The 19,437-nt window shown below is 71.5% G+C and carries 19 protein-coding genes and 5 tRNA genes; 15 read left to right on the forward strand and 9 right to left on the reverse strand.

Annotated elements, in window-relative coordinates; all coding sequences use genetic code 11:
• Positions 1–4 precede the first annotated feature (4 nt).
• The 3 genes from cobT to OG878_RS32005 all read left to right on the forward strand — a co-directional run bounded on the left by cobT (position 5) and on the right by OG878_RS32005 (position 5,780).
• Positions 5–3,337 (forward strand): nicotinate-nucleotide--dimethylbenzimidazole phosphoribosyltransferase, encoded by a 3,333-nt coding sequence (gene cobT, locus OG878_RS31995; protein ID WP_328889999.1) that lies wholly within the window; start codon positions 5–7, stop codon positions 3,335–3,337.
• A gap of 302 nt (positions 3,338–3,639) precedes the next feature.
• On the forward strand, positions 3,640–4,896 hold the full coding sequence (cobA, locus tag OG878_RS32000; RefSeq protein ID WP_328890000.1) for a uroporphyrinogen-III C-methyltransferase: 1,257 nt from the start codon (positions 3,640–3,642) through the stop codon (positions 4,894–4,896).
• 65 nt (positions 4,897–4,961) lie between these two features.
• Positions 4,962–5,780 carry a TrmH family RNA methyltransferase gene (locus OG878_RS32005; protein ID WP_328890001.1) on the forward strand — a complete coding sequence of 273 codons (819 nt, stop codon included), beginning with the start codon at positions 4,962–4,964 and terminating at the stop codon, positions 5,778–5,780.
• A 21-nt stretch (positions 5,781–5,801) separates the two neighbouring features.
• Here the strand turns inward: OG878_RS32005 and OG878_RS32010 are convergent, their stop codons facing one another.
• Positions 5,802–7,121, reverse strand: a complete 1,320-nt coding sequence (locus OG878_RS32010) for a serine/threonine-protein kinase (RefSeq protein ID WP_328890002.1) — start codon at positions 7,119–7,121, stop codon at positions 5,802–5,804.
• A gap of 206 nt (positions 7,122–7,327) precedes the next feature.
• Between OG878_RS32010 and OG878_RS32015 the strand changes: the two genes are divergently transcribed.
• The 6 genes from OG878_RS32015 (at position 7,328) to OG878_RS42375 (ending at position 11,360) form a co-directional block, all read left to right on the forward strand.
• Positions 7,328–7,585 carry a hypothetical protein gene (locus OG878_RS32015; protein ID WP_328890003.1) on the forward strand — a complete coding sequence of 86 codons (258 nt, stop codon included), beginning with the start codon at positions 7,328–7,330 and terminating at the stop codon, positions 7,583–7,585.
• A 189-nt stretch (positions 7,586–7,774) separates the two neighbouring features.
• Positions 7,775–7,984 (forward strand): hypothetical protein, encoded by a 210-nt coding sequence (locus tag OG878_RS32020; protein ID WP_328890004.1) that lies wholly within the window; start codon positions 7,775–7,777, stop codon positions 7,982–7,984.
• 405 nt (positions 7,985–8,389) lie between these two features.
• The gene (locus OG878_RS32025) at positions 8,390–9,397 is read left to right on the forward strand and encodes a phosphotransferase family protein (RefSeq protein WP_328890005.1); all 1,008 of its coding nucleotides are present in this window, start codon (positions 8,390–8,392) and stop codon (positions 9,395–9,397) included.
• A gap of 68 nt (positions 9,398–9,465) precedes the next feature.
• A complete protein-coding gene (locus OG878_RS32030) occupies positions 9,466–9,750 on the forward strand; it encodes a TFIIB-type zinc ribbon-containing protein (RefSeq protein ID WP_277325154.1) in 285 nt (94 codons plus the stop codon).
• Between the two features lie 166 nt (positions 9,751–9,916).
• Positions 9,917–11,263 (forward strand): L-lactate MFS transporter, encoded by a 1,347-nt coding sequence (locus OG878_RS32035; RefSeq protein ID WP_328890006.1) that lies wholly within the window; start codon positions 9,917–9,919, stop codon positions 11,261–11,263.
• On the forward strand, positions 11,244–11,360 hold the full coding sequence (locus tag OG878_RS42375; protein WP_443049183.1) for an MFS transporter small subunit: 117 nt from the start codon (positions 11,244–11,246) through the stop codon (positions 11,358–11,360). The genes OG878_RS32035 and OG878_RS42375 overlap by 20 nt, the downstream gene beginning before the upstream one ends.
• An 85-nt stretch (positions 11,361–11,445) precedes the next feature.
• Here the strand turns inward: OG878_RS42375 and OG878_RS32040 are convergent.
• The 5 genes from OG878_RS32040 to OG878_RS32060 all read right to left on the reverse strand — a co-directional run bounded on the left by OG878_RS32040 (position 11,446) and on the right by OG878_RS32060 (position 11,891).
• A tRNA-Val gene (locus tag OG878_RS32040) sits at positions 11,446–11,520 on the reverse strand.
• A 23-nt stretch (positions 11,521–11,543) separates the two neighbouring features.
• Positions 11,544–11,615: transfer RNA gene (locus tag OG878_RS32045), tRNA-Val, on the reverse strand.
• Positions 11,616–11,634: 19 nt separating this feature from the next.
• Positions 11,635–11,706, reverse strand: a tRNA-Val gene (locus OG878_RS32050).
• Between the two features lies 1 nt (position 11,707).
• Positions 11,708–11,781 (reverse strand) — tRNA-Cys (locus OG878_RS32055).
• Between the two features lie 37 nt (positions 11,782–11,818).
• Positions 11,819–11,891 (reverse strand) — tRNA-Gly (locus OG878_RS32060).
• A gap of 163 nt (positions 11,892–12,054) precedes the next feature.
• Between OG878_RS32060 and OG878_RS32065 the strand changes: the two genes are divergently transcribed.
• From OG878_RS32065 to OG878_RS32075, 3 genes are all read left to right on the forward strand, one after another.
• Complete coding sequence (locus OG878_RS32065) at positions 12,055–13,089, forward strand: chorismate-binding protein (RefSeq protein WP_328891452.1); 1,035 nt, start codon at positions 12,055–12,057, stop codon at positions 13,087–13,089.
• Positions 13,089–13,910, forward strand: a complete 822-nt coding sequence (locus OG878_RS32070; RefSeq protein WP_328890007.1) for an aminotransferase class IV — start codon at positions 13,089–13,091, stop codon at positions 13,908–13,910. The genes OG878_RS32065 and OG878_RS32070 overlap by 1 nt, the downstream gene beginning before the upstream one ends.
• Positions 13,911–13,983: 73 nt before the next feature.
• Complete coding sequence (locus tag OG878_RS32075; protein ID WP_328890008.1) at positions 13,984–14,823, forward strand: GNAT family N-acetyltransferase; 840 nt, start codon at positions 13,984–13,986, stop codon at positions 14,821–14,823.
• Positions 14,824–14,879: 56 nt separating this feature from the next.
• Here OG878_RS32075 and OG878_RS32080 read toward each other — a convergent pair whose 3' ends face one another.
• Entirely contained in the window at positions 14,880–15,395 is a 516-nt protein-coding gene (locus OG878_RS32080) for a DsbA family protein (RefSeq protein WP_328890009.1), read from the reverse strand.
• Between the two features lie 201 nt (positions 15,396–15,596).
• Here OG878_RS32080 and OG878_RS32085 point away from each other — a divergent pair, with 201 nt between their 5' ends.
• The 3 genes from OG878_RS32085 (at position 15,597) to OG878_RS32095 (ending at position 17,904) form a co-directional block, all read left to right on the forward strand.
• On the forward strand, positions 15,597–16,052 hold the full coding sequence (locus OG878_RS32085; RefSeq protein ID WP_328891453.1) for a hypothetical protein: 456 nt from the start codon (positions 15,597–15,599) through the stop codon (positions 16,050–16,052).
• 555 nt (positions 16,053–16,607) lie between these two features.
• Complete coding sequence (locus OG878_RS32090) at positions 16,608–17,579, forward strand: acetylxylan esterase (protein WP_328890010.1); 972 nt, start codon at positions 16,608–16,610, stop codon at positions 17,577–17,579.
• Positions 17,580–17,748: 169 nt separating this feature from the next.
• Positions 17,749–17,904 (forward strand): hypothetical protein, encoded by a 156-nt coding sequence (locus OG878_RS32095; protein ID WP_328890011.1) that lies wholly within the window; start codon positions 17,749–17,751, stop codon positions 17,902–17,904.
• A gap of 27 nt (positions 17,905–17,931) precedes the next feature.
• On the opposite strand, the gene OG878_RS32100 is transcribed toward OG878_RS32095, so the two are convergent.
• Positions 17,932–18,504, reverse strand: a complete 573-nt coding sequence (locus OG878_RS32100; RefSeq protein WP_328890012.1) for a CGNR zinc finger domain-containing protein — start codon at positions 18,502–18,504, stop codon at positions 17,932–17,934.
• Between the two features lie 353 nt (positions 18,505–18,857).
• Positions 18,858–19,271 (reverse strand): SsgA family sporulation/cell division regulator, encoded by a 414-nt coding sequence (locus OG878_RS32105; RefSeq protein ID WP_003959770.1) that lies wholly within the window; start codon positions 19,269–19,271, stop codon positions 18,858–18,860.
• Positions 19,272–19,437: the final 166 nt, after the last annotated feature.

A 19,437-nucleotide genomic window follows, 5' to 3' on the forward strand; every position in this document is an offset into this window, starting at 1 on the left:
ACGCATGAGTGACACCGGCCAGATCCCGGGCGAGGGACTGCCGGAGAACGCAGGCATGGTGGAGCAGCCGGGCGTCCCCGCCCCGGGTGCGTACACCTACCTCGATCCCTCCGAGCATGCGTCCGAGGACGACGACCTCCTGCTGATGCCGAGCGCCCAGGGCGCCTGGAGCGAACCGCATGGCGCACCGGCCGGTCAGCCGGTCGACAACGGGGCCGTGCACACACCGGCTCCGCAGGGCGAGCAGGCGGCGTACCGGACGCAACCGCAGGTGCACATGGGCAGCATGCACGCTGCGCACGCGCAGGGTCCCGTACAGGTCCAGGAAGTCCCGGACCCCGCGGTGTACGCCGTGCAGCAGGCCGTCGCCGGGGCGATGACCGAGACCGGACAGGGCACCCACGAGTCCGGCGGCCGTGACTCGGGCGCCGTCGACCTCAACGGCGTACGTATGCCGGCAGCGCCCCCCGCGGCGGTCGCGGTCGCGCAGCCCGCCGCCCCCGTGCGTCGGCCGCTGCACCGCGGCCCGGCCTCGGGCGACCCGACTCCGTCGTACGGCGGGACGCCGACCGGCGGCGTGGTCCGCTCGCTCGCCGACCGCGGTCCCGCGGAGGCGCCGCAGACCCCGATGGCCGCGCGGCACTCGGGACCGCCCACCACCGGTCCCGAGTACCTCGACCTGCCGGGCCCGCAGCTCGGAGAGATCCCGTCGCAGCCTGCGAGCCCGTGGGTGGCCCAGGCACCGGAGCAGGCCGCGGCACCCGTGCCCGTGGCAGTGGCTGCCGAAGCCGTGACGGCACACACCGCCGCAGAAACGGTCGTGCCGGAGGCCGTCGTCCCGGAGCCGGCTGCCGAACCGCTGCTGGTCGCCGAGCAGGTCGGGGCCGCACCGGTCGCCGCGCCGGAAGCCGTGCCCGTCGCTGCCGGGGCTCTCGTGGACGCCGCGCCCGTGGGGCAGTTCGTGCCCGTGGAGGGATCCGTGCCGACCACCCCCCACCTCGCCCCGACGCCGGTCGTGGAACAGGTCCTCGTGGAGCCGGCCCTTGCGGAGCAGCCCGTCGCCGAGCAGGCCGTCATCGAGGAGCCTGTCGCGGAGCAGGCCTTCGCCGAGCACCCTGTCGCGGAGCAGCCCGTCACCGAGCAGGCCGTCATCGAGCACCCCGTCGCGGAGCAGGCCGCGCAGCCGGAAGCCGTCGTCGAGCCCGTATCCGTACCCGAGCCGGTGGCCATCGCCGTCGAGCCCGTACCGGATCCGGTCGTCGAGACCCCCGAGTCCCTCGAAGCCGTGCCTGTGGTGGCCGATGCGCCCGCGCCCGAGGCGGTGGCCGTCCCTGAACCGGTGGCCGCCCCCGAGCCCGTATCCGTTCCCGAGCCGGTCGCGGCCCCGCAGGACTCCGTCCTCACGCCTGCCGCCGAGGCCGCCCCCGAGCCGGTTCTCGTGCTGGAGCCCGAGACCGGCCCCGAGGTCATCGAGACGCCGGACCTCACGGTCACCGACGCGCCCGCACCGGACCCGGAGCCCACCGAGCCCGTCGAGCCCCCTGCCGCGGCCGCCCCGCCGGCCGAGGCACCGCAGCCCGCCGACCGCGACGCCGCCCCGGCCTCGGCACCGGCCCCCGGCTACGACGACGCCGAGCGCGAAGCCGTGCTCCGCGTGATGCGCGAGCGCCGCGACATCCGCAACGGCTTCCGCAGCGACCCCATCCCGCACGAGGTCCTGCTCCGCGTCCTCGAAGCCGCGCACACGGCGCCCAGTGTCGGCCACTCGCAGCCCTGGGACTTCGTCGTGATCCGGTCGGCGGAGACCCGCCGCTCCATGCACGAACTGGCGCAGCGTCAGCGCGACGCATACGCCAAATCGCTGCCCAAGGGCCGGGCCAAGCAGTTCAAGGAACTGAAGATCGAGGCCATCCTCGACACCCCGGTGAACATCGTCGTCACCGCCGATCCCACCCGCGGCGGCCGCCACACCCTCGGCCGGCACACCCAGCCGCAGATGGCCCCGTACTCCTCGGCGCTCGCCGTCGAGAACCTGTGGCTCGCCGCCCGCGCCGAGGGCCTCGGCGTCGGCTGGGTCAGCTTCTTCGACGAGCGCGAGATGGTCCGCGCCCTGGGTCTGCCCGAGCACCTCGAAGTCGTCGCGTACCTCTGTGTCGGTTACGTCGACGAGTTCCCCGAGGAGCCCGAACTGATGCAGGCGGGCTGGTCCAAGCGGCGCCCGCTGTCCTGGGTCGTCCACGAGGAGACGTACGGCCGTCGCGCCCTGCCCGGCGAGGAGCCGCACGACCTGCTGCAGGAGACCATCTCCAACATCCGTCCGCTGGACGCCAAGGCGCTCGGTGAGGCCTGGGAACGCCAGAAGCGGATGACCAAGCCGGCCGGTGCGCTCGGCATGCTGGAGATCATCTCCGCACAGCTGTCCGGCCTTTCCCGGATGTGCCCGCCGCCGATCCCGGAGCCCGCGGCCGTCGCGATCTTCGCGGGGGACCACGGGGTGCACGCCCAGGGCGTCACCGCGTGGCCGCAGGAGGTCACCGGCCAGATGGTCGCCAACTTCCTCGGCGGCGGCGCGGTCTGCAACGCGTTCGCGTCCCAGGTCGGCGCCGAAGTGTGTGTGGTCGATGTCGGCGTCGCCACGGAGCTGCCCGCGACACCCGGCCTGCTGCCCCGCAAGGTGCGCGCCGGCACGGCCGACTTCACCACCGGCCCCGCCCTCACCCGCGAGGAGGTCCTCTCGGCCATCGAGGTCGGCATCGAGACCGCCCGCGACCTGGTCGCGGCGGGCAACAAGGGCCTGCTCACCGGTGAGATGGGCATCGCCAACACCACCGCGTCCGCCGCACTGATCTGTGTGTACACCGGCATGGACCCGGCCGAGGTGACCGGTCGTGGCACCGGCATCAATGACGAGATGCACGCCCGCAAGGTCGACGTGGTCCGCCGGGCCCTCGAACTGCACCAGCCCGATCCCGCCGACCCGATCGGCGTGCTCGCCGCGGTCGGCGGCCTGGAGCATGCCGCGATGGCCGGCTTCCTGCTGGGCGGTGCGTCGCTGCGTACGCCCGTCGTCCTGGACGGGGTGAGCGCGGGCGCCGCGGCCCTGGTCGCCCGGGCGATCGCCCCCGAGGCCCTCGCCGCATGCATCGCCGGTCACCGCAGCGCGGAGCCCGGCCATGTCGCGGCGCTCAACAAGCTGGGCCTGCGCCCGCTGATCGACCTCGACCTCCGCCTCGGCGAAGGGACGGGCGCACTGCTGGCGCTGCCGATCGTGCAGAGCGCGGCGCGGGCGATGCACGAGGTGGCGACGTTCGACTCGGCGGGTGTCACGGAGAAGTAGCCCGGCCGGCTCCGCCGGCCCGCCCGGGCATCGGTCCGGCCCGGGTGGTTCCTCCGGACCGTCCGGGCGTCGGTCCGGACCGTCCGGAGCCGCGGTTTCGGGACGGGGCGGGTGGGGGACAGCTGCGCGCAGCCGTCCCCCACCCGCCCCGTCCCGGGCCACCCACCCGCACCGCACTCGGCCCTGCAACGGGCCATGCTCCACCCCGTATCGTGGACCCACGCCTCCACAAACCCGCACGTCACAGCCGCTCCACCGCCGCAGCGGCCCGCACCCCGCACTGTTCGAGGAGCCTGCACCGCATGGCCGAGCACGCCGATCACCCCGCGTACCCCGTCGGACTGCGCCTGAGCGGGCGCCGCGTCGTCGTCGTCGGCGGCGGCCAGGTCGCTCAGCGCCGCCTCCCCGCGCTCATCGCGGCGGGCGCCGACATCACCCTCGTATCGCCGTCCGCGACCCCGTCCGTCGAGGCGATGGCCGACGCCGGCGAGATCCGCTGGGAGCGCCGGCGGTACGCGGACGGCGATCTGGCCGACACCTGGTACGCGCTCATCGCCTCCGACGACGCCGCAGCCAACGACGCGGCGTCGGCCGAGGCCGAGCGCACCCGCACCTGGTGCGTGCGCAGCGACAACGCCGATGCCGCCACCGCCTGGACTCCGGCCACCGGCCGCAGCGAGGGAGTGACCGTCGCCGTCCTCTCCACCGACGCGCAGGGCCGTGACCCGCGCCACTCCGCCGCCGTCCGCGACGCCATCGTCGAGGGCCTGCGCGACGGCACGCTCGCCGCGCCGCACCACCGCACCCGACCCGTCCCCGGCGTCTCCCTGGTCGGTGGCGGCCCCGGCGACCCCGACCTGATCACTGTCCGCGGGCGGCGCCTCCTTGCCGAGGCCGATGTCGTCATCGCCGACCGGCTCGGCCCGCGCGACCTGCTCGATGAACTGCCGCCGCACGTCGAGGTGATCGACGCCGCGAAGATTCCGTACGGCCGCTTCATGGCCCAGGAGGCGATCAACCAGGCACTCATCGAGCACGCCAAGGCGGGCAAGGCCGTCGTCCGGCTCAAGGGCGGCGACCCGTTCGTCTTCGGCCGGGGCATGGAGGAGGCGCAGGCCCTCGCCGCCGAGGGCATTTCCTGCACGGTCGTCCCCGGCATCTCCAGCTCGATCTCCGTGCCGGGTGCGGCCGGCATCCCCGTCACCCACCGCGGCGTCGCTCACGAGTTCACCGTCGTCAGCGGCCATGTCGCCCCCGACGACGAGCGTTCGCTGGTCGACTGGGCGGCCCTCGCACAGCTGCGCGGTACCCTCGTGCTGCTGATGGCCGTCGACAAGATCGGCGCCATCGCCCAGGCCCTCATCGGCCACGGCAAGTCCCCCGACACCCCGGTCGCCCTCGTCCAGGAGGGCACCACCGCGGCGCAGCGCCGGGTCGACGCGACCCTTGCCACCGTCGCCGAACGGGCCGCCGCCGAAGAGGTACGCCCCCCGGCCGTGATCGTCATCGGCGACGTCGTCGCGGTCGGTACGGACACCCTCCCGAACCCCGCCGAGTAACCAGCGGTAACAGATCTTCTTCCAAGCCGTTGGCACCACACACCGGACAAGGCAGTATCGAACCTGTGGCTGATCTCATCACCGTCGACGACCCCGACGACCCGCGCCTGCGCGACTACACGGGCCTCACAGACGTCGAACTGCGGCGCAGGCGGGAGCCCGCCGAAGGCCTCTTCATCGCCGAGGGCGAGAAGGTGATCAGACGCGCCAGGCACGCCGGGTACGAGATGCGGTCCATGCTGCTCTCGGCGAAGTGGGTCGATGTCATGCGCGACGTCATCGACGAGGTCCCGGCACCGGTCTACGCGGTCAGCCCGGAGCTCGCCGAACGCGTCACCGGCTACCACGTGCACCGCGGCGCTCTCGCCTCCATGCAGCGCAAACCGCTGCCGACGGCCGACGACCTGCTGACGAGGACCCGCCGGGTCGTCGTCATGGAGTCGGTCAACGACCACACCAACATCGGGGCCATCTTCCGCAGCGCCGCCGCCCTCGGCATGGATGCGGTGCTGCTCTCTCCGGACTGCGCCGATCCGCTCTACCGGCGCTCCGTCAAGGTGTCCATGGGTGCGGTCTTCTCCGTCCCGTACGCCCGTCTCGACACTTGGCCCAAGGCCCTCGAGACCGTACGGGAGGCGGGCTTCAAGCTCCTGGCGCTCACCCCCGACGACAAGGCCAGCAGCATCGACGAGGCGGCGCCGCACCGGATGGACAAGGTGGCGCTGATGCTCGGCGCCGAGGGCGACGGACTGTCCACCCAGGCGCTGGTCGCGGCCGATGAATGGGTACGCATCCCGATGGCGCACGGCGTCGATTCGCTGAACGTGGGCGCGGCCGCCGCCGTGGCGTTCTACGCCGTGGCGACAGGCCGCCCGCAGGACTGACCGGGCGCCGGCCGGCGCCCGTTACTGCTGCCGCGGCAACAGTTGTCGCTCGTGCTGCTCGTGCTGCTCATGCAGTCCCGGGTTCTGTGAGGCGCCGAGCCCACGGGCCGGTCCCTGGCACCCCTGCGCCGCCGCGATCCCCAGCGCCACCAGTAGCGTCACCACGACGAAGACGACGAGACGCTGCCGCAGCAGCCGCGGGTTGGCCGGCCGGCGGCCCGTCGAAGTCGTACGGGTCCCGGGCCGGGTGCCCGGCCGCCCCTTCGTGCCGTTCGTTCCGTTGGTGGTCTGGGGACGCTTGCCGGAGCGCGTGGTGTTGCGCGGCTGCTGCGGCCGCGAACCGCCGGTACGCGGCGAAGCGGCGCGTGCGGGCGCGGTCTGCCGGCTCTGCGGACGGGGCGCCGGAGGGCTCCCCGCGCGCCGGGTCTGCTGTTCGGTGTACGGGCCGTCGAGCCGGCCGGTCGGCCGTTCCAGCTCCTGGGCCGAGCGCTGTACGGGCGGCCGGCTCTCGTGCAGCCCCTGCGCCTCACGGGCCGCGATCTCCTTGAGCCGCATGGAGAGTTGAAGCGTGCTCGGCCGCTCCTCCGGGTCCTTCGCCAGACAGGCGCTCACCAGGGGCGCCAACGCGTCGTGCACGTCGAACAACTGAGGTTCCTCGTGCACCACGCGGTACAGCATCACCTCGGAACTGCCGTGCCCGAAAGGCGAATCGGCTGTTGCCGCGTACGCCAGCGTGGCACCCAGCGAGAACACGTCCGTCGCGGGTGTGACCGCCGCGCCCCGCACCTGCTCGGGCGCCAGGAACCCGGGCGATCCCACCGCCGTGCCGACATGCGTGAGTGTGCTCGCCCCGGTCGCCCAGGCGATCCCGAAGTCGATGATCCGGGGGCCCTTGGGGGAGAGAAGGATGTTCGACGGCTTCAGATCACGGTGGACGACACCGGCCTCGTGCACCGCCACCAGCCCCTCGGAGAGAGCCGCCCCGATCGACGCCACCTCGGCCGCCGACAGCGGGCCCTCCTCGGCCACCTTGTCGTGCAACGAGGGGCCGGGGACGTACTGCGTGGCGAACCACGGGCGGTCCGCCTCCAGATCGGCCGCCACCAGCCGCGCCGTGCAGCCGCCGCGGATCCGTCGCGCCGCCGACACCTCGCGCGCGAAACGCGAACGGAACTCCTGGTCCTCGGCGAGATCCGGGCGGATCACCTTGAGGGCCACCCGCTGGCCACGCCGGTCCGAACCCAGGTAGACGACCCCCATGCCGCCCGCCCCGAGTCGCCGGTGCAGTCTGAACGAGCCGACGACACGCGGGTCCTCGCGCCGGAGCCGCATCATCGCCATCGTCTGCCCATCCCCGCTGCCTGGTCCGCCTGACGTGGCACAGCTTACGTACCCGTGGCCCGGCGCGCTCAGAGGCCGCGCCCTCGTCCGCCCATCGATTGTCAGTGCCGGATGGGAAACTTGAAGGGTGGTCAGGGAGCTGCGGATCCACGCTGCCTGGCCCGTGCGAGATCTCAAAGGACCGTCGCAGAAGGGGGATTGGATCAATGAAGGGCGATCGAGTCGAGATAGTCGTGGATGCCGGAGACACGACGCGTACCTACGAAGTGGTGGCCGGCAGGGCGGGCCGCAGGGTCGAGACGGCCATCAGCCGAGGGGTGGTCGAAGTGAGCGAAGTCACGCGGAGCGGCTCTGTCGTCCGCACCGCCCGCTTCATGGCGAACAGGGTGCTCGCCCTCGTCGAACATCCGATTCCCCGGGAGGACGCATCCGAGAGCCCCCTGAGGGATGACCCCAAGGCCTGACCCCCGATCTCCACCCAGGGGAGTACGCCGACTACCGACGGCTCATCCTCCGGGAGGCCCGGCAATCGGTACGCGGGCATGATGTCCCGCGCCACCGGGGTCCCTAGTGTTGAGGTCAAGCGGTGGGCGTAGCACTCGTCCCCCGAGGTCAAACGCCCGCCGCTCCCACAACAGGTCAGGAGAGGAACCATGGCGGACACGGCAGCGCGGACGGTGATCCGCACGCAGGGACGCAGGGCACAAGCCGCGTTCGGCAGCCGCCCGTCGTCCGGTACGCGCCACCCGCTGGTGGCGACGGCCATGGTTCTTCCTCTGGCGGCCCTGCTCGTAGTCGTCTTCGGCGGCTGGGACGCAGTGGTCACACAGGCGTCGTCCGTGGGCGTGATGCTGGGGCGCTGAGCGGCGCTCCGCGGGTCCGGAAGAGCGGTCCGGACCGGGACATCCGGCCAACAACCCCGTGGGGACGGGGGTGCGGCGGACGGCAGCGTTTGTCCGGTCAGCTGGGGAGCTGACCGGACATCGCGCTGTCCGGGGGCTTTCACGTCGCGCCAAGGGCTGTCCCGTCACCCCTGGTGGGCGCACGACGGCAGTTGCGGCACCTCGCTGCGTTGCCGGAACGCCCGAATACGGCCCCGCACGAGGACGCTCCTCCGCCGTGCGATGCACCACATCCGACGCCGCACGCTGATCCACCAGGGGTGACGGGACAGCCCTTGGGCGCCGTCCCGCGGCCTGCGCGGTGGCCCGTACGCTGGGCGGCGGCCCGGGTGGACCGGGTCGGACCTGTTGCCACCGGGGGAGACCGTGACCACCGCAGTCGTCCGCGCGCTGGGTGCCCTCGCCCATGACGCGGTGCACCCGTCCGCCGACGCCGGGGGCCCCTGCGCCTGCCCCGCACCGGCGGTGCTCGCGGACCGTGCCGACGGCACCGTCGTCCGCAGCGGCCCGGTGGTCGCGAAGGCCCACGCCCCGGGGACCGACACCGCGGCCCTGACCGCCCGGCTGGCACTGGCCTCGTCCGCCGCCCTGGCCGGCGTCCTCCTGCCACCCGTGTCCCGGCCGTCCGGGCCCGCCACCCCCACCGTCACGGTGCACGGCCGCACCGTGACCCTCTGGCCCCACGGCGACCCCGTCGACCCGGCCGACCCCGACGCCGCCCCCTGGGAGGAGGCCGCCGGCCTCCTGGCCAGGCTCCACCGCACCTCGCCCGTGGCCGCGTCCACGCCCACGGGCCCGCCCGTCCCGGCGCTCCCCACGATGCGCGGCCCCGCGAAGGCCGCACGCGCCGTGGCCCGGATGCACGCGGCCCGGCCCGACGACCCGGCCACCGCCCCCGTACGCGAGGCATGGCGGCGCCTGCCCGCCTGGGCCCGAGACGAGGCCGCCACGCCCCCGCACCGGTCGCGTTTCCTCTGCCACGGCGATCTGCATCTCGGCCAGCTCGTCCGCCATCCCGCCCCGCACGGCCCCTGGCTGCTCATCGACGTCGACGACCTGGGCCTCGGCGACCCCGCCTGGGACCTCGCACGCCCCGCCGCCTGGTACGCGGCCGGGCTGCTGCCCCCCGAGGTCTGGCTGCGCTTCCTGGACGCCTACCGAGCGGCCGGCGGGCCCGCGATACGCGCCGAGGGCGACCCCTGGCCCGAACTTGACGTGCCCGCCCGTGCCCTGACGGTGCAGACCGCCGCGCTGGCGTTCGTCAAGTCCGCCGCGCAGCGGCGAACTCCGGACGAGGTGGAACAGACGATGATCGATGCCTGTGCCCGAATTGCCTCCCTCCCGCCCGAGTTGACCGCCGAACACTCGTCGTAGGGTGAACCGATCGTCTCCGGGCATGAATTCCGGGGACGGCGAACCGACGGCGAGGAGCTGAGCCGACCATGCAGTGTCCCAAGTGCCACGCGCAGATGCAGACGTACAACCGCAACGGCATCCAGATCGAGCAGTGCAGCGGCTGCCGGGGGATATTCCTCGACTACGGCGAGCTGGAGACCCTGACCCGCATCGAGGCGCAGTGGACCCAGCAGGCCCCGCCCGCGCCGCCCGCCCCCCAGGCCTACCCGGCAGCGCCGGCCCCCGCCTGGGGTGCCCCGCAGCACCACGGCGGCCACCACGGCGGTCACTACCGGCACAAGAGCTTCGGTCACATGCTCTTCTCCTCCTGACCGAGCGGACACGGAGCGGGCCCCGGACACCGTGTGTCCGGGGCCCGCTCCGTGCACGGCCGGGCCGCCGCGGATGCAACCCGCCCCCGTCCGCTGTGAATACCGTCGACAATTTCTTTGTCCGGCATCTAGGCACCGGCATGGTTGATCCTTAAAGTTCCGGCCCATGACCTTCCTCCATCGGTCCCGGACCGTCGCGCCACCCGGCTGGAGCCGCTGGCTGGTTCCGCCTGCCGCGCTCGCCGTGCATCTCTCGATCGGGCAGGCCTACGCCTGGAGCGTGTTCAAGCCCCCGCTCGAATCAGCACTCGACCTTTCCGGCACCGCCAGCGCCCTCCCCTTCCAGCTCGCCATCGTCATGCTCGGCCTCTCCGCGGCCTTCGGCGGCACCCTCGTCGAACGCAACGGACCGCGCTGGGCGATGTTCGTGTCCCTCGTCTGCTTCTCCTCGGGCTTTCTCGTCGGCGCCCTCGGCGTGGCCACCGGTCAGTTCTGGCTGGTCGTCCTCGGCTACGGCGGGATCGGCGGTATCGGCCTCGGCATCGGTTACATCTCGCCGGTCTCCACGCTCATCAAGTGGTTCCCCGACCGCCCCGGCATGGCCACCGGTATCGCCATCATGGGCTTCGGCGGCGGCGCGCTGATCGCCTCGCCCTGGTCGACCGCGATGCTCGACGGCTTCGGCACCGACAGGGCGGGAATCGCGACCACCTTCCTGGTCCACGGTCTCGCCTACGCCGGTTTCATGGCGCTCGGAGTCTTCCTCGTCCGGGTGCCCCCGGACGGCTGGCTGCCGGCCGGCTGGCAACCGAAGGAGGAGACCCGTCGTCTCGTCACCACGGCCCAGGTCTCCGCACGCAACGCGCTGCGCACACCGCAGTTCTGGTGTCTGTGGGTGGTGCTCTGCATGAACGTCACCGCAGGCATCGGCATTCTGGAGAAGGCCGCCCCGATGATCTCGGACTTCTTCGCGGACTCCTCCGCTCCGGTCACGGCCTCCGCCGCGGCGGGCTTCGTCGCCCTGCTCTCCCTGGCCAACATGACCGGACGGCTCCTGTGGTCCTCCACCTCGGACCTCATCGGCCGCAAGAACATGTACCGCGTCTATCTCGGCGTCGGCGCCCTGATGTATCTCGCGATCGTCGAATTCGGCAGCTCCAAGCCGCTCTTCGTCTGCTGTGCGCTGGTGATCCTCTCCTTCTACGGAGGCGGATTCGCCACGGTCCCCGCCTATCTGCAGGACCTCTTCGGTACGTACCAGGTGGGCGCCATCCACGGCCGGCTGCTGACCGCCTGGTCGACCGCCGGTGTCCTCGGTCCGCTGATCGTCAACTGGGTGGCGGACGCGGGGGAGCGGGCGGGACGGAGCGGATCCGGCCTCTACACAACATCACTGACGATCATGATCGGGCTGCTGATCGTCGGCTTCGTCGCCAACGAGTTCGTACGCCCCGTCCATCCACGCTTCCACGAGGCAGCGGAGAGGAAGTCCCGTGCCCACCAAGAGTCGTAGAACACTCACCGCCGTGGTCTGGCTCTGGGTCGCCGTGCCGTTCGCCTACGGGCTGTACGAACTGATCCTCAAGGCCACCCAGCTCTTCACCGACTGACCCCAGCCGGCCGGCCGGAGCGGACGGCGCCGGAGTTCCGCAGCAACGACGAAGCCCCGGTCGTGGAGACGACCGGGGCTTCGGCTGGTGCGCGATACTGGGATTGAACCAGTGACCTCTTCCGTGTCAGGGAAGCGCTCTCCCGCTGAGCTAATCGCGCAGGGTGAACCTGCGTGTACTGCGTGCGCGATACTGGGATTGAACCAGTGACCTCTTCCGTGTCAGGGAAGCGCTCTCCCGCTGAGCTAATCGCGCGGGGATCCTTGCGGACCAGTGGACGATACTGGGATTGAACCAGTGACCTCTTCCGTGTCAGGGAAGCGCTCTCCCGCTGAGCTAATCGTCCTTGGAGGTGGAGACGGGATTTGAACCCGTGTAGACGGCTTTGCAGGCCGTTGCCTCGCCTCTCGGCCACTCCACCAGGAGTGCAGGGGTTCGGGAAAAGATCCCCCACTTCGAGCGGACGACGAGATTCGAACTCGCGACCCTCACCTTGGCAAGGTGATGCTCTACCAACTGAGCCACGTCCGCTTGTCGGTTCCGTTTCACTTGCGTGTCCCGGCGACGTGTTGAACTCTAGCGGATTCCCGGGCCAGTACAAAAACGCGTTTGTGCAGCGTGCTGCGGTGGCTGCGCCCCGGCGCAGGTCACCGTGTGCCGTCCTAGACTCAGCAGCGTGCACGACCTCGCTCCAATGGCCCGCTTCGGCGGCCTCGTCGCGTCCGATCTGCAGGACGTGACCAGTGATCCCGCAGCCCTCGACTCGTCCGGCTTCTGGGCCGTATGCGCCGATTTCGAGGGCGGCCTCGTCTGCGCCCGCTTCGGCACCGTACGGACCGCGCCGGTGCCCGCGCCCGTGCCCGGAGCCTGGCGCGGGCCGGGGGCCGGTGACTGGACCTCGTCCCTGGACCGCGCCGCGTACACCGCCGGCGTACGCCACATCCGCGCGTGCATAGCGGCCGGCGAGGTCTACCAGGCCAACCTCTGCCGGGTGATGACCGCGGTGCTGCCGGACCCGGCCGCCGCGGACGTCGACGCCCTCACCGCGCTGCTGGCGCGCGGCAACCCCGCCCCGTACGCAGGAACGATTCGGCTGCCTGCGCACGGCGTGGAGATCGCCACCGCGTCACCCGAGCTCTTCCTGAAGCGGGACGGCCGCACGATCGAGTCAGGACCGATCAAGGGCACCGGCCGCACCGAGGACGACCTGCTGGAGAAGGACCACGCCGAGAACGTGATGATCGTCGACCTGGTCCGCAACGACCTGGGCCGCGTCTGCGCCACCGGAACGGTCACGGTCCCCGACCTCTGTGTGGTGGAGAAGCACCCGGGACTCGTCCACCTCGTCTCCACCGTGCGGGGCCGCCTCGCCGACGGCGTCGGCTGGCCCGAGCTGCTCGCCGCCGCCTTCCCGCCCGGTTCCGTCACCGGGGCACCCAAGTCCAGCGCCCTGCGGATCATCGACTCACTGGAGACCGCACCCCGGGGCCCCTACTGCGGCGGCATCGGGTGGGTCGATGCCGATCGCTCCACCGCCGGCCTCGCCGTGGGCATCCGGACCTTCTGGGTCGACCGGACCGGAGCCGCCCCGGTTCTCCGGTTCGGCACCGGGGCCGGTATCACCTGGGGCTCCGACCCGGAGCGCGAGTGGGACGAGACCGAGCTCAAGGCGCACCGGCTGCTCGCTGTAGCGTCGGGCGCCCAGCAAGCGACGGGAAGGACCGCGTGATGAGGATTTGGGTCAACGGCGCACTGCACGACGCCGCCGACGCCCAGGTGTCCGTGTTCGACCACGGACTGACCGTGGGCGACGGCATCTTCGAGACGGTGAGGACGACCGCCGGCCGGCCCTTCGCCCTCACCCGGCACCTCGACCGGCTGACCCGCTCGGCCCGCGGCCTCGGACTGCCCGACCCCGACCTCGACGAGGTGCGCCGGGCCTGCGCCGCCGTCATCGACGCCAATCCCATGGAGCTCGGCCGGCTGCGCATCACGTACACCGGCGGGGTCTCCCCGCTCGGTTCCGACCGCGGCAACGAAGGCACCGGCCTCGTCGTCGCACTCGGCGAGGCAGCACGGCGCCCCGACACCACCGCGGTGATCACCGTCTCCTGGACGCGCAACGAACGCGGCGCGCTCGTCGGGCTCAAGACCACGTCGTACGCGGAGAACGTGGTCGCTCTCGCCCGCGCCCATGAGCAGGGCGCCTCGGAGGCGCTCTTCGCCAACACGGTCGGGCAGCTCTGCGAAGGCACCGGATCCAACGTCTTCGTCGTGCTCGACGGACAGCTGTACACCCCGCCGGTCGCCTCCGGCTGCCTCGCCGGGATCACCCGCGCACTGGTCGTGGCATGGACCGGGGCGCGCGAGACCGACCTGTCCATGGAAGTCCTGGATCTTGCCGAGGAGGTCTTCCTGACCTCCAGCCTCCGGGACGTCCAGGCCGTCCACCGGATCGACGGCCGGGAGCTGCCCGGCACACCCGGACCCGTGACGGCGAAGGCCATGCGGATCTTCGACGAGCGTGCGGGGAACGACCTCGATCCGTGAGCCCGGGTCCGTGCCCGGCCCGGATCCGCAAAATCGGGTGACGGTCCGGGGCGCAGCGGATAGAACACCGGTGATGACCACGACCCTCCGGCCGACCGGGCCGATCCAGCAAGGCGCCGACGGCGCGCGGAGCCGCGCGTACGACGTGTGCGACAACGGACGGCCGGTCGGCGCCGTCGAGATCGGCACCGATCCGGAGTTCGGGGCGACGGCAGGGGTGCTGCGCTCCCTGCGGATCGACGAACCCCACCGCAGGCGCGGCCGCGGCACCATCGCCGTACTGGCCGCCGAGGAGGTGCTGCGCGGCTGGGGGTGCTCCCGGCTGGAGCTCTCGGTCGGGTCGGACAACACGGCCGGACAGCGGCTCGCCGCCGCGCTCGGCTGCACCGAGCGCAGCAGGAACATGATCAAGGACCTGCCGCGCAACCCCCCTGTCCTGCCCGACCGTGTCACCGGGCGGCCGATGACGGAGGCGGAGTTCGAACAGTGGGCGACCACCGCCGTCACGGGCTACGCGCAGACATGGATCGAGCGCGGCGTCCCGGCGGACGAGGCTCTGCGCAAGGCCGAGATCTCCCACCGGACGCATCTGCCGCACGGACTCGCCACGGAGGGCGCCCATCTGCACACCCTGGTCCATGAGGGCGACGGTGTGGTGGGACATGTCTGGGTGTCGGGTTTCGAGATGCACCCGGGGACGCTGGTCGGGTACGTCTTCGACGTCGAGGTGGAGGAGACGTTCCGCGGCCGGGGGTACGGCCGGGCGCTGATGCTGGAGGCGGAACGCATCGCGCTCGCCGCCGGGCACGAACGCATCGGGCTGCACGTCCTCTCGTCCAACACTCCGGCGGTCCGGCTGTACGAGTCGCTCGGTTACACGGTGACCCAGTACAACCTCGTCACGCCGCTGTAGCCCCGCCGGGCCCGGCCCGGCGGCGCAGCGGGACGGTCACCGGTCCGTGGTCACGGTCAGCCCTGCCCCGCGATCAGGCGGTCGGCGATCTCCTCGATCCGCTCGCGCAGCCCGTCCTGGCTCGTGCCGCCGTCCAGCCGCTCGCCGCCGATCACATACGTGGGGGTGCCGGTCACGCCGATGGCCTTGCCCTCGGCCTGGTCGGCGTCGACGATCAGCATGTGCCGTCCGTCGATCAGGGCGGTGTCGAACTCCTCGGCGTCCAGGCCGAGTTCGCGCGCCACCTCGATCAGCACCGGCTCGCCCGAGCGGCCGAGCTCGTCGGTCCTGGCGAGTACGGCCTCGATGTACGGCCAGTCCATGCCCTGTTCCGCGGCCTCCTCGGCCGCCTGGGCGGCGGCATAGGCGTGCTTGTGCTTCTCCAGCGGGAAGTGCCGCAGTCGCACGTCGAGCCGGTCGCCGTACCGGGCGCGCAGGGCGTGCACATCGGTGAGGGCGCGGTGGCAGTCGGGGCACTGGAGCTCGCACCAGACATCGAGGACGACCGGGGCGGCGGGAGTGGAATCGCTCATGGGACCAGTCTCCCAGGGCCCGCACACCCATCCCAACCGGCATCCGCCTCGGCCCCGGGGCGGTGGGTGACCGGCCACCCATCGGCACCTGGGGAGGACTCCGGCCCTGAAATGTCCCTGATGCGGTCCTGGATCATGGCCGCGGGGCGGGTGGGCGGTGCAGGATGGAAGGGACGTTTCCCCGTGCGCCTGGAGGCCCCGATGCTTGCCGAGACCATTTGCTCCGCGGTGTCCGCGGCGGGCTTGGGCATCGCCGCCGTGACCGCGTACCGGAAGCGATTCCTCACCGCGACGCGGATCGCCGCCTACTCCCTGATCCCGATCGGCCTGGTGCTGACCGGTGTGGTCCAGTGGGTCACCGATATCGCGTTCCAGCCCAGCGTCTGGCTCGGCTTCGGGCTGCTCGGGGTGGCCTGGCTGCTCTTCATGACCACGCGTGCCATCGAACGGCGCGGCGTCGGTACCCGCAAGGAGCGCAAGGCCGCCGCGCAGGCGGCGCAGAGCGGTGCCGTCGCACCGGCAGCGTCGGTGCCCTCACTCGGGAGCGGTGTGCCCGCGGACCGGCCGCAGACGAAGCCGAAACAGAAGCAGGAGGCCGGCGCCCCGGGCGAGGACTTCAGCGACATCGAGGCCATCCTGAAGAAGCACGGCATCTGAACCCAGGACCGCGAGCGGCCATCGACGGTGAGGCAACGTGAGTCGCCGCGAAATCGCAGGTGAACCGGTCCACGCCTGATCCTTGACGCTCCACGGGAGCGGGGCTAGCGTCCCCGACGGGTTGGGGGAACGAATCGGGCTGGGGCAGGGCGAGTGGCGCGTGTGGCAAGGATCGAGGACGTGGCCCGGCAGGCCGGAGCCTGCGCGGGCGCCGTGTCGCATGTGACCGGCCGATCCGAAGCAGGGCCGTCGCAGACCCGGGCCCGCCGGGTCCGGTGCGTGCGTCCGCGAGGCGTCGCAGTGCCGTCGTGGGGGGACTGCTCGGGCTCGCTCCCCGTCCACCCGTGGAACTCCTGCTGACGGAGGTGGGCGACGGGAACGGCATGCACGGCCACCGCGGCGGGGTGCTCCAGCCGGAGCGGGCCTCGCGCGCCCCGGCACGGCGCCGTACCCACCTGCCGAAGACGCCCGGTTCCTCCGGCTCGCTCCCGGGATTCGCTCCCCGTCCGTCCCCGCCTTCCGTCCTTTCTTCCACATGACCGAAACGGAGAACCCGTGCCCCTGTTCGATCTGCCCCTGGACCAACTCCGCGACTACCGCCCCGAGTCCGGCGAGCCCGTCGACTTCGACGCCTTCTGGAAGCGCACCCTCGACGAGTCCTCCGGATTCCCGCTCGATCCCGAATTCCGGCCGTACGACGCCGCGTTGAACAACGTCGACGTGCACGATGTGACCTTCTCCGGCTGGGGTGGTCACCGTATCCGCGCGTGGCTGAACGTTCCGGCGGGTGCCGAGGGCCCCCTCCCGTGCGTCGTCCACTACCTCGGTTACGGCGGTGGCCGCGGACTTCCGCACGACCACCTGGTGTGGCCCGCGGCCGGCTGGGCCACCCTGCTCGTCGACACCCGTGGCCAGGGCGCCGTCAACAGCCACTCGGCGGGTTCCACCCCCGACCCGCACGGCGGTGCCAATCCGCAGTCGCCCGGCTTCATGACCCGCGGCATCCTCGACCCCGAGGAGTACTACTACCGGCGCGTCTTCACCGACGCGGTCCGCGCCGTGGAGGTGGCCCGCACCCACCCGTCCGTCGACCCGGACCGCATCGTCGTGCACGGCGGCAGCCAGGGCGGCGGCATCGCCCAGGCGGTGGCCGGGCTCAGCCCGCATGTGAAGGCCGCGCTGATAGACGTACCGTTCCTGTCCCACTTCCGGCGGGCCGTCGAGATCACCGAGAAGGATCCGTACCAGGAGATCGTGCGCTTCCTCGCCACGCAACGCGGCGAAGCCGAGCAGGTGTTCCGTACGCTGTCCTACTTCGACGGCATCAGCTTCGCCGCCCGGGCCACTGTCCCGGCGCTCTACTCGGTGGCGCTGATGGACACCGTCTGCCCGCCGTCCACGGTCTTCGCCGCCTACAACCACTGGGCGGGTCCGAAGGAGATCGAGGTCTACCCCTGGAACAATCACGAGGGCGGCGCATCGGCCCACCGGGCAGTCCAGCTGCGCATGTTGCGCGATCTCGGCTGAGCGGTGCGGAACAGGGGGAGCGGCGGGGGAAACCGGGCGTGGTCCCGAATGTGTGACGGCGGGTCGGACGCCGGAGCGAATCCTCCCGGCCACGTGAAGAGTGAACTCCCGTCATAAAAAGGCGTGTTGATCGCCGACGGAGTCCGTTCTGCGCCATGATCGTCCCGAGATGGTGGACACCTCCCGGGGCGATACCCCCGCACCCCCTGCCGAAGAGCCGCGTGGCTGCCTCTTCGCGCTGTCCCAGCCCCCTCTGATGATCTTCCTCACGGTGGTCGGCGGCCTGCTGCTGATGGCCGCGTTGCATGATCTCTTCCTGCTGTGAGCGGGCGATGAGACCGGCGGCGAGCGGTCAGCCGGCCGCCTCCCTGCGGCGTGCCCGGTACGCGGCGACATGCAGTCGATTACCGCAGGTGCGGCTGGAGCAGTACCTGCGGGAGCGGTTGCGGGACAGATCCACGAACGCGTCCCGGCAGTCCGGCGCCTCGCAGCGCCGCAGCCGCTCCTGCTCGCCCGCGACGACGATGAAGGCCAGCGCCATGCCGCAGTCGGCGGCGAGATGGTCGGCGACAGAGGCGTCCGGCGCGAAGTAATGGACATGCCAGTCGTAGCCGTCGTGATTGCTGAGCTGCGGTGTGGTGCCCGCGGCGGCCACGAGACTGTTGACGAGACCGGCGGCGATTTCGGCATCGTGCGTCGCGAAGATCTCCGCGAACCGGGTCCGTACATCCTGTACAGCCCGCAGGTCCTTCTCGCTGAGGTCGCCGACGCCGCTGATGCGATGCCGCCGGGTGAATTCGTACAGCGCTTCGATGTCGGCGAGACGGTCGCTCTGTCCGGCCTCCTGCTGGTCGGTCGTCTGTGCGGTGTTCACCAGATCGACCACCGTTTCGAGGGCGATCCGGGTGTCGTGGGGGATCAGCACGCTTTCGCTCCCTGGCCTCCGGCGAGCGGGGCGCCCGCCGATGCGGGCTGACTCTACTGGCTCGGCAAAGTCGCACATCGGTACGAGAGGGGCGTGGGGCCCGCGAGGAGTGCTTGCCGGCTACGGGGGGCGCCAGGGGGCCCTGGGAGGCGTACAGGGGCGCAGGAGGGCGCGCTGGGCCCGCTGCGCGCGTATCCATGGACCGGGTGTGCGCCGGTATGCGCGGTGGAACATGTGCCGACGCCGTCACCACGGTGGATTCCGTGGTCACGGCGTCGGTGTCTGCCCTATGTGGTTGTCTGCGCGGCGCCGTCGCCCCGAGTCGGACGGCGCTGTGCAGCTCTCGACCTGGCTCAGCTCTCGGCCAGGATGTGTGAGAGCTCCGTGTCGAGGTCGAAGTGGCGATGCTCGGTGCCTGGTGGCACCGCGGCGTCGGTCCGCTTCAGGAACGACTCCAGGGCCCTCGCCGGGGCTTCGAGCAAGGCTTCGCCCTCTGGAGAGCTCAGCGCGATGCAGACGACGCCCTGGCCGTGACTACGAGATGGCCAGACACGTACGTCTCCGGTGCCGGTGGGCCTATGCAGCCCCTCGGCAAGGAGGTCGCGGGCGAATACCCATTCGACCGTCTCCTCCGCTCCGGTGTGGAAGGTGGCGTGCACGGCATACGGATCGGCCGTGTCATACCGCAGGCCCGCGGGTACAGGCAGTGAGGACTCGCTCGACACAACGAGGCGCAGGTGCAGCTCGCAGCTGACCGTGGTGTTCATAAGCGCCAGGGCCTTTCGCTCAGTGTGCGCTCGGGGATTCGCACGTCGGCGAAATCGACATGCCACCTACGGTGGCGTTGTAAACCCCTCTGACCTTTTTGTGATCCTTCGGATAGCTCGTACAGCGGTGTGTAACTTTGGGTCATTCGCCCATTTCGGTGACAAA

This window comes from Streptomyces sp. NBC_00316 (genome assembly GCF_036158715.1).
Taxonomy (GTDB): Bacteria; Actinomycetota; Actinomycetes; order Streptomycetales; family Streptomycetaceae; genus Streptomyces.